Genomic DNA, 12,654 nt, shown 5'->3' with positions numbered 1-12,654 from the left:
CTGTCAGTCACTGTTTTTTTATAGAACAAAAGTCGACTCCGCCGAATACTGATCATTTGACGCAGAGATCTTTTTAATACATATCATCTTACCGACTTGGGGTTGAATATCACAGCGATAAGATATCCCCAGCCTATAGCTACGGTTATCCCCCCTGCCGCCGCTTTCAATCCTCCTGTAACTGCCTCGAAAAGCCCTTTTTCTGCGCCTTCAACAGCACCTTTGACCAGATTGTACCCGAACCCCGGCAGCGGTACTCTGGCGCCCGTTCCTGCGAACCGGACGAGGTATTCATACAACCCGAAAGCCTGCAGCACAGCTCCGGCGCAGACCAGCAGCACCAGCACCCTCGGCGCCGTAAGCCTCGTCGCATCCATCAGCAGCTGTCCCACGACGCATATAGCGCCTCCCGTTACGAAAGCATATATATAATCCATGTCAACACTTCACTCCATTCTCAGATACTTTTTATTTTATTTTTCTTCTGTTCTTTATCTATTATGAGATCCCTGCCTGCACGTCACTCTGCCTCCAGCGAAACCGCATGGGCTATTCCGGGAATGGACTCCCCCTGGAACGGACTTATAGTAGATAAAAGCGCACCTGTGGACATGATCAGGACTTTGCGGAAGTCGCCTTTTCTGAGCTTCCCGCATACATATCCGGCAAAAAGCGACGCCGAACAGCCGCAGCCGCTGCCGCCGCTGTGAACATCCTGCTCCTTTTCATATATCATCGCGCCGCAGTCATCGTATACAGCATCTATCACCGCTTTGTCAAATCCCGCATCGACGAGCAGATCTTCGACGATGCTTTTGCCTATGAATCCCAGATCCCCGGTAAACACAGCATCATAGTGATCCAGAGTCCTCCCCGTATCCTGAAGATGATTGAGAAGTGTATCTACAGCAGCCGGCGCCATAGCGCTCCCCATCTGATTGGCATCTTTCACACCGGCATCGATGACTTTCCCGATCGTGCCGCTTTCTACACGTATACGTCTGATCCTGCTCACCCTGCCGTTCTCATCCGAACTCATCCTTCTATCGCTGTCCGCCGAAGCAATCAGCACTGCACCTGCCGCTGTAGCCGTCCACTGAGCAGATGGCGGCCTCTGATTACCATGCTCGAGCGGCATCCTGAACTGCCTCTCAGCAGTACAGTAATGACTCGATGCGCCGGCGATCACATTGTCACTGTATCCGCCGTCCACCAGGACAGAGCCGAGTATCATCGATTCAGTCATCGTCGAACATGCACCATACATCCCCAGAAAAGGAATGTGCATATCTCTCGCCATAAAAGAGGATGACATCAGCTGGTTGAGCAAATCACCGCTGAGCATCGCGCCTATATCATCACTGCTCTTTCCCGAACGTTCCATTGCCTTCACTATAGCTGTCTTCAGCATCTTGCTTTCCGCTTTTTCCCAGGTTTTCTCCCCGTAGGTATCGTCCTCCAGACACTGATCGAACCATTCATGCATAGGCCCCTCGTCCTCCTTGACGCCGCCTATGGAATACGTGCCTATGATATATGGCCTGTTTTTAAAAAAAATAGTCTGTTTTCTGCCTTTCATCACAACCTCCTGAGAGTTTTACGCTGCAGCTTACAACACTGCCTGCGATACGGCTGTCCGCACCGGCAAGCCATATCCGCACAGATCAGTCCATATCCGCGCTGATCATTTCCACACTGGTCAGTTCACAGAAAGATACCGATCAGCCAGTATATGAACCCTGTTACCATAGAGATAGTTATACCGGTCACCAGCACAGGCCCGGCCAGCGAAAACAGCTTCGCACCGACGCCAAGCACCACACCTTCCTTCTTGTACTCCAGCGCCGGAGCCACCATCGAATTCGCAAATCCCGTTATCGGAACTATCACTCCCGCTCCTGCGAATTTTCCTATCGTATCGAACCATCCGAGACCGGTCAGCAGCTGCGCCGACATTATCAGCAGCATCACCACATACGCAGACGCATTTTTTTCAGATGCACCGGCTGCAATAAACCGGTTTTCAGCCCACAGAGACACCATACATATCGCTCCTCCTGTCAGAAAAGCCTTTAGCGAGTTTTTTAAATACTTCGGCTTCGGCGTAAACTTCTCAGAATATTTTTCATAAGCCTTTGCGATCTGTTTTTTCTCAGGCATACCCTTGTTATCGTCGTTTCTGTTGCCAGTCATCTCTCCAACTCTCCCCCTGTTCATTTTACCGTCTCGTTTATTATTTCCATTTGTGCTATAATAAACCGAAAAACAGAAAAATATCAAAATAATAATATCGGTATCTCCAAAAACGACACCGTTTTCAGGATAAATGAAAGAGAGGATCTGCCTATGAAAAATATAATACTTGCATCCGGCTCACCGAGAAGGATAGAAATAATGAAGGATCACGGACTCGATCCGGAAATACGACCTGCAGACGTGAACGAAAACCTGCCCTTTTACATGACACCCGAAGCTTCGGTCATGTACCTTGCTTTCAAAAAAGCCGTCCACACAGCGACTTTGCACTATAAACCGGACAGCATCTACATATCGGCTGATACAATCGTGGAATATAAAGGGCAGATCATCGGAAAGCCGCACGACAGTGGCGATGCATTCCATACGCTGCATGAGCTGCGAAATGATACCCATCATGTCATCACCGGGGTATGCATCCTCGAAACAGGCTCCGCTCAAAGCAGCTCGCCGCTTCAGTCATTTAAGAGAAAAGAATGCTTTTACGAAACGACCTCCGTATTTTTTAAAGACTACAGCGATGATGAGCTCCTTGCTTATGTAAATACCGCAGAACCCTACGACAAGGCCGGCGGCTACGCGATCCAGGGCACTTTTGGAAAATACATAGACCATATCGAAGGCGACTATGACAATGTCGTGGGCTTTCCATGGGAAAGGATAGCTGCATTACTGAAGCTATAGCTATAGGTGCAGAGTGCCAACAGGGACCCACATTTAATGCATGTTTTCTTTATACAGCAAAACGGAACCCCGCGTTAAACGCGGGGTTTTCCTTATACAAAAAGACCCCGGACTCTTTCAAGTCTGAGGTCTTTGATTTCATTATACGATTTTACTCGTCCGCTTTAAAAGCTGTAAAGCTTACGCTTCCTTTTCTGCTGCATCGAACAGTGCTTCAGCATTGTCCCACTCAGCGATGATTTCAGGAATTACCTTGTAGAGGTCGCCTACGATACCGTAGTCAGCAACTTCGAAGATAGGAGCATCAGGATCCTTGTTGATAGCAACGATGATGTCTGATGTCTGCATTCCTGCCAGGTGCTGGATAGCTCCTGAGATACCGCATGCAAAGTAGATTTTAGGCTTTACAGTAGTACCAGTCTGTCCAACCTGGTGTGAGTGATCGATCCATCCAGCATCTACAGCTGCTCTTGATGAACCAACAACTCCGCCAACTTTGTCAGCGAACTGCTTGATCAGTTCGAAACCTGAAGCATCGCCGAGACCTCTTCCGCCTGAGCAGATGATGTCAGCATCAGTTAATGAAACTAATTCCTTAGCTGATTTAACGATTTCAACAATCTTAGTTCTGATGTCAGCTTCAGTGATAACAGGCTTAACGTTGATAACTTCGCCAGTAGCACCTTCCATTCTTTCCATCTTCTGCATAACTCCAGGTCTTACTGTTGACATCTGCGGTCTAGTTCTAGGGCAGATAATAGTAGCCATTAAGTTACCGCCGAATGCAGGTCTTGTCATCTTTAATCCAGTGTCAGGATCTGCAGGGTCTAAAGTTGAAGTGTTCAGAGTAGTGTTTTCTTCTGCGAACTTGATGTAGTTTGCAACTTTTACGTCAAGGTGAGTACAGTCTGCAGTAAGACCAGTATCCATTCTTGCTGCTACTCTTGGTGCTAAGTCTCTTCCGATGTGTGTAGCACCGTACATTACGATTTCAGGCTTGTATTCAACGATAGCGTCTGAAATAACTTTTGTATATCCATCAGTTGTGAAGTTTTCGAGTAATGGATCTTCGATAAGGTAAACCTGGTCAGCACCGTATTCGAAGCATTCCTGTGCCAGATGTCCAACGTTGTTACCAACGATCAGAGCACAAACTTTTGTGTCAGCGCTGATGTCTCTTGATAACTTGTGACCTTCGCCGATAAGTTCGAGTGCCACGTTCATCAACTTGCCATCACGCTGTTCTGCATATACCCAGATATTTTTATAATCCGCAAAATTTGTTGACATGTTCTTTCTCCCTCCTTAGATAACGTGCTTCTTCTTAAGATTGATAAGCAGGTTCTTTGCCAGATCCTTTTCAGAATCTCCGTCAAGCATAACGCCTTTGCCCTTTGGTTTCGGTGTGAATGAACGGAATACGTTTGTAGGGGATGCCTTGAGACCTACAGTTGTAAGGTCAACTTCGATGTCTGCAGCATTCCAAACCTTGATATCTTTTTCAGGATTGAAGATGCCTGAAATCGACATATATCTAGGTGTATTTAATTCTTTGATTGCAGTCAGCATGCAAGGAAGTGCGATTTCGATAACTTCGTATCCGTCTTCCAGCTGTCTTTCTACAGTTACTTTCTTTCTGTCATCGCTGATTTCGAACTTCTGAACATATGTAACCTGTGGAAGATCTAATTTTTCTGCGATCTGAGGACCAACCTGTGCAGTGTCTCCGTCGATAGCCTGACGTCCTGCAAAGATCATGTCAAATTCACCGTACTTTTTGATAGCAGCAGTGATTGCATTTGAAGTAGCCCATGTATCTGAACCACCTACAGCTCTGTCACTTACGAGGATACCTTCGTCTGCGCCCATAGCGATGCATTCGAACAGCATAGCTTCAGCCTGCGGAGGTCCCATGGTGATTACTGTAACGTGAACATCATCAAATTTATCTTTAATCTTTAACGCTTCTTCCAGAGCATTGGCGTCATCCGGATTGAGGATACTAGGTACACCATCTCTGATCAATGTTCCTGTTTCAGGGTTGATTCTGATTTCATTTGTATCAGGAACTTGTTTTGCGCATACTAATACTTTAAAAGCCATGTTTTTTCCCTCCTAATATATTATTTACCCAGAACTGATGCGGCGATAACCATCTTCTGAACTTCTGAAGTACCTTCATAGATCTCAGTGATCTTAGCGTCTCTCATCATTCTTTCTACCGGATAATCCTTAGTATATCCGTATCCGCCGTGCAGCTGTACGCACTTAGTAGTTACGTGCATTGCAGTTTCTGCAGCAAATAACTTAGCCATTGCAGCGTTAGGACCATAAGCAAGGCCTTTGTCCTTCATGTCTGCAGCTTTGTATACGAGAAGTCTTGCAGCTTCGATTTCAGTTGCCAGCTCAGCTACTGTGAACTGAAGTGCCTGCATCTGTGATAATTTCTTGCCGAACTGCTTTCTTGCCTTCATGTATTCAACAGTTACATCAAGAGCTCCCTGTGCGATACCAAGAGCCTGTGAAGCGATACCGATACGTCCGCCGTCCAGTGTTGACATTGCAACTTTGAAGCCTTTTCCTAACTGGCCAAGAAGTCTGTCCTTAGGAATCTTGCAGTTCTGGAAGATAAGCTCAGTAGTTGAAGATGCGCAGATACCCATCTTGTCTTCTGTCTTACCGATTGAGAAACCTTCGTCACCCTTCTCAACGATGAATGCGCTGATTCCGTGATTTCCCTTTGATTTATCAGTCATTGCCATAACTACGAATACTTCTGCATATCCGCCGTTTGTAATGAACACCTTAGCTCCGTTGAGAAGCCAGTAGTCGCCCATGTCTTCTGCTCTTGTCTGCTGACCTGATGCGTCAGTTCCTGCGTTTGGCTCAGTTAAACCAAATGCTCCGAGTTTCTTTCCTGAAAGAAGATCCGGGAGATACTTTGCCTTCTGCTCTGGTTTACCATACTTGAAGATAGGCCAGCAGCAGAGTGAAGTGTGAGCTGAGCAGATAACGCCAGTTGATGCGCATACTCTTGAAAGCTCTTCAACAGTGATCGCATATGAGATGTGATCTCCGCCTGCTCCGCCAACTTCTGTTGGGAATGGTACGCCTAAAAGACCGTATTTTGCCATTTTTTCTACAGTCTCAACAGGGAATCTGTGTTCCTTGTCGATATCCGCAGCTAAAGGTTCAACCTCTGTTACGGCAAACTCTCTTACCATTTTTCTTACGAATTCTTGCTCCTTCGTTAGTTGAAAGTTCATGTACATGCCTCCTTAATTACTAATAACGTTTTTAATCATATCCTTGCTGTGTTTATCACAGCAAGTCGTTATGTTTGTAACAATCTACATTACCCATTAAAACATTTTTTAGTGGGTATTTCAAGTTGTTTTTAAGCAAATTATTCATATTTATTTCAATTATAAATTTTGCCTGTATTTGTACGGCATTTATGACAAGTTTATGATTAATGCCACACAATTCTATTTATTTTACTTCTCTTTCAGACGTCCCGTCCTGTAGGCCTTTACAAGCTCTTTGAGCTCGTCTACCTCCTGCTGGAGCTCCTTGCCGAGGTCCGTATCCTTTACGAGCATTCTCTTTTCAAGGGTCTTGACAGTTCTGATAACAGGCGAATGGAACTCCTGTGTACCATCCGGCTGAAGAGGACTGTACGGCTTGTGCTCCGCGAGCGCCATGAATCTCGAATTGAATATGAAAGTATACCCTGCTATACCGGTCTGTTTCTGATAAGCTTTTGACATACCGCCGTCGATGACTATCAGTTTGCCTCCGCCTTTGACAGGACTTTCACCATCTTTGATCTTAACAGGTACATGTCCGTTGAGTATTATCGAATTCTTCGGGTCGAGACCGAATTCCATGAGAATCTTTTCACATATGTCTTTTCTGTTTATGAGTTTGTAATACGGCACCGTATGCTCTTTATGCGTCTTCTTGTCTGCGACGAAGCATCTTTCAAAAGTCGTCATCTGATCTTTACCGAAAAGCGGCGACTTCTTGCCGAGCCACAGATACCACATAAGATCTCCGGACCTGCCTGTCTCTCCGGACTCGTCAGGACTGAAATAAGCCTTTCTGAGCTCCGAATCCAGGAAGTCCATATACGCTTTGCCGGATGCCGTCACGCCGTTTACAGTACAGTTTTCAAAATTACCGTCTTCATCCATAGGTATGCAGCCGTGGAACATCAGGTTTCCGTTCACTATAGTGTAAAGCGCACCGTGGCTGTACATGAACTTTATGTGAGCCTGCAGCTTTTCACTCTGGACAAAAGACGCCTCGAGCGCGTTGAGCACATTGACCTCGTCTTCTGTAAGCCTGTACGGATCATCCGGATCTATAGTAGGGAAGTTCGTGTCTCTGAGAGGGAAAACCCCGTCTCTGAGCTGGACAGTGCCCTTTTCATAATCGATCTTATCGAGCAGCAGACGGTTTTCCAGGCCGTATTCCGGATGTGCCATTATCCTCTGCCCCTCCACCTTGAACTGGCAGATGGAGATCGCCTTGTTCATCTTCGCAGCGAGCAGATCGTCTATCGGGTCGAACTTGTTCTCCTCGAGCTTCTTCGGCATGAAGAATTCACACGGATCATCTCCGTATATCTTCTGAGCCATCGACGCCAGCGGTCTCAGGTTGATGCCGTAGCCGATTTCAAGCATGTCGAAATTATTGTAACTGATATTCATCCTGAGAACATTTGTCATGCACGCCCAGTTTCCTGTAGCTGCGCCCATCCATACGATATCGTGATTTCCCCACTGAAAATCCACATCGTGATACTCCATCAGGAAATCCATTATCGCGTCCGGATGCGAACCTCTGTCCCATATATCTCCGATGATATGCAGCCTGTCCACCGCAAGGGAGCTAATGACATCTGTGAATGCTATTATAAAGTCCTCAGCTATGCCGCAGTCGACGATCGTCGCTATGATCTGACCGTAATAATTTCCCTTGTTGGCTTCGTCTGCGGTGTGCAGCAGTTCGTCCAGTATATAGGCATATTCTTTCGGCAGCCTTTTTCTTATCTTTGATCTTGTATATTTGTTCGTAACGGATTTACAGACCATGACCAGTCTGAAAATAGAAATCTTACACCACTTGTCGAAATCTTCCTCGCTCTTTTTTCTTCGCTTTATCTCCGCTTCAGCGTTATATATGAGAGCCGCGAGTTCATCTCTCTCGTCTCGTGTGAGATCAGGTCCGAAAATCTCTTCTATCTTGGACCTTATGACACCTGACGCACTTTTCAGCATGTGTATAAAAGCTTCATGTTCGCCGTGCAGGTCACTTAAAAAATACTCTGTTCCTTTAGGCAGCGAAAGTATCGCATTCAGGTTGACGATCTCCTCCGTTGCCGCTTTTACATTTGGATATTTCTTAGACAGATGCCTAAGCAAATGCTGGTCAATCATGACACATCCTCCTCATTTAATTCATTCTCTGTTATTATACAACATAATGAGGAGTTTTGAAACATGTTAATGCATCCGGCTGTATGCTCATCACGAACGAAACACTGACTCTGTAATGCAGTGCCTTTTTCGCCACTTTTACACCCGCCGACGCGATCAGGCCCATCGAATTATCTCCTTGAATTATTTTCCTCTATCCTTCTGATTTCACTGAATATCAAATTTTCTGTCGTGTTTCTCTGCTTCCTTGCCCCGAATAAACTGACACATTAAAGGCTGTCCTGCTTAACTGCCATGCCCGCCCTGTGAATATCTGTAACTATCTCAGACAGTATTTCAGAATAAAAAAACGCCGGACAGGCAGCAGGCGTCTCAGCCTGCCATCTTATCCGGCTATTATTTCCTTTGAAGAAATCACCCTCCGATGAACGGGTAAAAGCTTGCTATCCCAGTAATACCAATGGACAGCAGGCTTTTTCGTCAATCAGGTGTCAAAGACGTGATCATACAGCTACTAATTTATCACAGCCATAATCATCCTTCACAGCTGCTTCCGATATCACCTCGTTTTCCAGATCCTTTTTTATCATCTCTATATCTCTTTCCTTTGGTTCTCCGTAACCTCCTCCCCCCTGGGTGATCATAGTTACTGTGTCGCCTGCTTTCATTGGATAATTATCGAACATCGTCATCAGATATTGGTGATCTTTCGTATATCCTCCAATAACTTTCTCTTTTTCTGTGCCCATATTCAGTATCACCGAACTCGGTTTTCCGTCCTTGCCTCCACATACACCCGGAGGTCCAAATCTGCTTCTGCCCATGCCTACATTCATGGTAGCATTCTGCAGCAATTTCCAGCTTACTTTGAGCCCCAGTCCTCCTCTGTATTTTCCTGCCCCTGCAGAATCAGTTCTGAATTCTCTTTCTGTGCATATCACCGGATACAAAAGCTCCATCTGTTCGGGAGTAAAATCCATGCAATTCCCATGCCTGCTGTATGTCGCATTCATACCATCTCCAAACGGAGTTCCTCCCCAGCCGCCAGGAGGCAGTTCTCCAAATGTGTCTGAAACACCCTGACGAGCATCTACGATCCCCCATGATATAGGATTGCAATCCGCATAAGGCATTCCTACTATCTTTTCCGGTATAGCCTCTTCGAGACACATCCATATCAAATCTGCGACCTTTTCGCTTGTTATCAGATTTCCATAATATACCGGTGCAGGCCATCTTGGATTGAATACTGTATTTTCAGGCACTACAATATTTATAGGTCTGTACATACCTGCGTTCGGAGGAGCATCAGGATCAAGGAAAAACTTCAATCCGAAATACACTCCGGAGCATGTTCCCGCCAGAGGATAATTCACAGGACCATCTACCGTAGGGCTGCTCCCCGTCAGGTCGACAGTAATATCTTCATCCTCTATAGTCACAGTTGCCTTGACATAAATAGCTTCGTTATTTACACCGTCAGCATCTATATAATCATCCGCTGTGTATACTCCGTTCGGCAGGTTGGCAATGGCTGCTCTTGTCCTGCGTTCCGTATAATCAAGAGCTTCTTTCATACAGGCTCTTACTGTCTCTTCGCCGTATTTTCCCACAAGCTCGAAAAAATATTTCTCCGCTGTATTAAGCGCTCCCATATGTGCTCTTATATCCCCGTCTATAAAATACGGCGCGCGTGTATTGTTTCTTATGATATCTATAAGCCACGTTACAGGCTCTCTGTTTACAAATATTTTCGTAGGCGGAAGACGTAACCCTTCTTCTGCTATATGAACTGCTGTCGGAGATTCTGAAGATGCTGCTTTTCCTCCCATATCCTGCCAGTGCCCTCTGCTGCAGGCATACGCTATAAGTCTCCCCTCCCAGAACAGCGGTGTAACAAACGTTACATCCATATTGTGAGTACCTCCCCGATATGGATCATTCAGGATGACCACATCTCCCTCATTGAAATCGTTTTCAAAAGCTTCTACTGCAGCATTCACACAGTGATGCATGGCTGCAAGATGCACGGGAACATTTGTAGTCTGCCCTATCAGATTTGCCTTGTCATCAAACAACGCATTTGAGAAATCCACCTGGTCGTACATAATAGGTGAAAAAGAGATCTTCTGCAGCGTCTGCGACATCATCTTGGTTATATAATCAAAAGTGCTTCTCACTACTTCGAATGTAATAGGATCCAGTTTTCTTTTCATTATATGCCTCCTTCCTGCTCTGCTTCAATTATCAGGCTCCTGGTACTTTCATCCACTCTGCATATCTTGCCCGGCGGTATTATCGTCGAAGATTTTTTTTCTCTTATTATCGCAGGACCACAAATAGTGATATCGCTTCCTGTAAAATCCCTCTGATATACAGGCGTCGATGTTTCAGCATCATCAAAGTATGCCTTTACAAGCTTTATGTCAGCATCAGAGTCTGATATATATGCATCCTGTATATTTATTTCTTCTGCAATAACGCCTATAACCGTTGTCCTTAATTTCGTGATCTCCACCTCGCTTCCAGGGTCATTTACAAAGTATATTTTCTTGTGTGCGGCATGAAAATCCTTTTCAAGCTTTTCTACTGTTTCTTCAGTAATGAGATCAGCTTCACACTCTATTTCCAGTTCGTAGCTCTGACCTTTGTACCTCATGGAAATAATATGCTTTATGACTTTTTCTTTGATCGGAACATCCTGTGAAAGCAACAGTGCCGTACCTTCTGCGTCCATATCTGCAAATGCCGTGTTTATATCGTTTATGTCAAGTTTATACAGACTGCTGTAGAAAAAACGCTCCACTTCGTTATGAAGATCCATATTGATATCGCCGTATGCACAAAGATTGCCCGGTTCCGGAGGCACTATAACCACAGGAATTCCGACTTTTTCCGCACATGCTGCCGCATGCATCGATCCTGCTCCTCCGAATGCCGAAAGCACAAAATCTCTCGGATCTCTTCCTTTTCCTATCGTTATCTCTTTTACAGCATTCGACATATTCTGGTTTACTATTTCAAGGATCCCTTTCGCAGTTTCCAGCATTCCAAGCCCGATCTTTTTTCCCAGCTCCTCTATACTTGCTTTTGCCGCTTCGATATCAAGCCGCATATCTCCGGCAAGGAATTCCTCTTCATCCAGATATCCCAGCACCAGATTTGCATCACATACCGTTGGTTCGGTCCCGCCAAGCCCGTAGCATACGGGGCCCGGATATGCACCCGCACTTTTGGGACCGACTTTCAGAACTCCGCCTGAATCCACCCATGCTATACTTCCGCCGCCGGCTCCGATTGATGTTATCTCAATTAGAGGTATAGGTACAGGCATGTCCCAGTCTACTTCAAAGTCTGAAGTCATAAACGGTTTACCATTTTCTATTATTGAAATATCTGTGCTCGTTCCTCCCATATCAAAAGTGATGATATCTTCATGTCCTGAAACTTTCGCTATAGAGAGCGCACCTACAACACCTCCTGCAGGACCTGACATAAGAAGTGTTTCCGGTTTCGTTCTTACAAGTTCTGACGTTATCGCTCCTCCGTTAGACTGTACCAGCAGCAGTTTTCCACCAAATCCTTTTGCCCTTAAACGATCTTCCAGGTTTTCTATATACCGGCTTACAAGATGATAAAGTGCAGCATTTATTATTCCTGTTGTAAATCTGCCGAGTGCACCGATATCAGGCAGTATGTCTGCTGATGATACTATATATGTTTCCGGAAGTTCCTCTTTTAAGATCTCTGCAGTCCTGTGTTCATGCTCTTTATTCACATATGAGTTCATATATCCTACGCATACGGTCTTTATGTCTTTTTCTCTGATTTTTTCTGCAACCTGACGTACCTGCTTTTCGTCAAGAGGTATCAGAATACCCCCGTCTTTATCGATCCTCTCTCTTACTGTAAACCTATTGCACCTCGGCACTATAGGCTCAGGCTTTTTCTGATATGGGTCATACAGAATTTTCCGGTGAAACCTGCCGATTTCCACAAGATCCCGCATTCCATCAGTAGTGACGAACGCAGTATCTGCATATGCTTTCATTATCATTGCATTGGTTGCCACAGTTGTTCCATGCACGATAAGAGTAATATCTTCATGCCTTATTCCGGCTTTCTCTATTACATCCATAACACCATTGGCATAATTCTCCGGTGTCGATGGTGTGCTGATGCAAAGAGATTCGCCTGTTTCTGTTTCATATGCAAACAGATCGGTAAAGGTCCCTCCTATGTCTATTCCTACTTTATATGTCATATCTTA

Annotated in this window: 10 protein-coding genes; 1 reads left to right on the top strand and 9 read right to left on the bottom strand. The window is 45.3% G+C overall.

Annotation, left to right across the window (positions count from 1 at the left end):
• Positions 1 to 83: 83 nt before the first annotated feature.
• From spoVAE to OCV59_RS00285, 3 genes are all read right to left on the bottom strand, one after another.
• Positions 84 to 437 (bottom strand): stage V sporulation protein AE, encoded by a 354-nt coding sequence (gene spoVAE, locus OCV59_RS00295; protein ID WP_147592330.1) that lies wholly within the window; start codon positions 435 to 437, stop codon positions 84 to 86.
• A gap of 83 nt (positions 438 to 520) precedes the next feature.
• Positions 521 to 1,579: a stage V sporulation protein AD gene (locus tag OCV59_RS00290; RefSeq protein WP_147592329.1), complete on the bottom strand. Its 1,059-nt coding sequence runs from the start codon at positions 1,577 to 1,579 to the stop codon at positions 521 to 523.
• A 125-nt stretch (positions 1,580 to 1,704) separates the two neighbouring features.
• The gene (locus OCV59_RS00285; protein ID WP_262583976.1) at positions 1,705 to 2,193 is read right to left on the bottom strand and encodes a SpoVA/SpoVAEb family sporulation membrane protein; all 489 of its coding nucleotides are present in this window, start codon (positions 2,191 to 2,193) and stop codon (positions 1,705 to 1,707) included.
• A 153-nt stretch (positions 2,194 to 2,346) separates the two neighbouring features.
• Here OCV59_RS00285 and OCV59_RS00280 point away from each other — a divergent pair, with 153 nt between their 5' ends.
• A complete protein-coding gene (locus OCV59_RS00280) occupies positions 2,347 to 2,940 on the top strand; it encodes a Maf family protein (protein WP_147592328.1) in 594 nt (197 codons plus the stop codon).
• A gap of 180 nt (positions 2,941 to 3,120) precedes the next feature.
• On the opposite strand, the gene OCV59_RS00275 is transcribed toward OCV59_RS00280, so the two are convergent.
• The 6 genes from OCV59_RS00275 to OCV59_RS00250 all read right to left on the bottom strand — a co-directional run bounded on the left by OCV59_RS00275 (position 3,121) and on the right by OCV59_RS00250 (position 12,648).
• Positions 3,121 to 4,230 (bottom strand): electron transfer flavoprotein subunit alpha/FixB family protein, encoded by a 1,110-nt coding sequence (locus tag OCV59_RS00275; protein ID WP_147592327.1) that lies wholly within the window; start codon positions 4,228 to 4,230, stop codon positions 3,121 to 3,123.
• Between the two features lie 15 nt (positions 4,231 to 4,245).
• The gene (etfB, locus tag OCV59_RS00270) at positions 4,246 to 5,043 is read right to left on the bottom strand and encodes an electron transfer flavoprotein subunit beta (protein ID WP_147592326.1); all 798 of its coding nucleotides are present in this window, start codon (positions 5,041 to 5,043) and stop codon (positions 4,246 to 4,248) included.
• A 20-nt stretch (positions 5,044 to 5,063) separates the two neighbouring features.
• Positions 5,064 to 6,206: an acyl-CoA dehydrogenase gene (locus OCV59_RS00265; protein ID WP_147592325.1), complete on the bottom strand. Its 1,143-nt coding sequence runs from the start codon at positions 6,204 to 6,206 to the stop codon at positions 5,064 to 5,066.
• A gap of 231 nt (positions 6,207 to 6,437) precedes the next feature.
• Positions 6,438 to 8,384, bottom strand: coding sequence for a fructose-1,6-bisphosphatase (locus tag OCV59_RS00260; protein ID WP_147592324.1), 1,947 nt, complete (start codon positions 8,382 to 8,384; stop codon positions 6,438 to 6,440).
• 503 nt (positions 8,385 to 8,887) lie between these two features.
• A complete protein-coding gene (locus OCV59_RS00255; protein ID WP_147592323.1) occupies positions 8,888 to 10,600 on the bottom strand; it encodes a hydantoinase B/oxoprolinase family protein in 1,713 nt (570 codons plus the stop codon).
• Positions 10,600 to 12,648, bottom strand: coding sequence for a hydantoinase/oxoprolinase family protein (locus OCV59_RS00250; RefSeq protein WP_147592322.1), 2,049 nt, complete (start codon positions 12,646 to 12,648; stop codon positions 10,600 to 10,602). The genes OCV59_RS00255 and OCV59_RS00250 overlap by 1 nt, the downstream gene beginning before the upstream one ends.
• Positions 12,649 to 12,654 lie beyond the last annotated feature (6 nt).

It is taken from the genome of Brotomerdimonas butyrica, assembly GCF_025567305.1.
GTDB lineage: Bacteria > Bacillota > Clostridia > Peptostreptococcales > Anaerovoracaceae > Lentihominibacter > Lentihominibacter butyricus.
The sequence above is the reverse complement of the archived record's forward strand: the minus strand, read 5'-3'. Positions and strand labels throughout refer to the sequence as shown.

What these genes read in the sequence shown, in the direction of transcription:
- spoVAE (WP_147592330.1), bottom strand. Translation starts at nt 437, where the DNA reads ATGGATTATATATATGCTTTCGTAACGGGAGGCGCTATATGCGTCGTG.
- OCV59_RS00290 (WP_147592329.1), bottom strand. Translation starts at nt 1,579, where the DNA reads ATGAAAGGCAGAAAACAGACTATTTTTTTTAAAAACAGGCCATATATC.
- OCV59_RS00285 (WP_262583976.1), bottom strand. Translation starts at nt 2,193, where the DNA reads ATGACTGGCAACAGAAACGACGATAACAAGGGTATGCCTGAGAAAAAA.
- OCV59_RS00280 (WP_147592328.1), top strand. Translation starts at nt 2,347, where the DNA reads ATGAAAAATATAATACTTGCATCCGGCTCACCGAGAAGGATAGAAATA.
- OCV59_RS00275 (WP_147592327.1), bottom strand. Translation starts at nt 4,230, where the DNA reads ATGTCAACAAATTTTGCGGATTATAAAAATATCTGGGTATATGCAGAA.
- etfB (WP_147592326.1), bottom strand. Translation starts at nt 5,043, where the DNA reads ATGGCTTTTAAAGTATTAGTATGCGCAAAACAAGTTCCTGATACAAAT.
- OCV59_RS00265 (WP_147592325.1), bottom strand. Translation starts at nt 6,206, where the DNA reads ATGAACTTTCAACTAACGAAGGAGCAAGAATTCGTAAGAAAAATGGTA.
- OCV59_RS00260 (WP_147592324.1), bottom strand. Translation starts at nt 8,384, where the DNA reads ATGATTGACCAGCATTTGCTTAGGCATCTGTCTAAGAAATATCCAAAT.
- OCV59_RS00255 (WP_147592323.1), bottom strand. Translation starts at nt 10,600, where the DNA reads ATGAAAAGAAAACTGGATCCTATTACATTCGAAGTAGTGAGAAGCACT.
- OCV59_RS00250 (WP_147592322.1), bottom strand. Translation starts at nt 12,648, where the DNA reads ATGACATATAAAGTAGGAATAGACATAGGAGGGACCTTTACCGATCTG.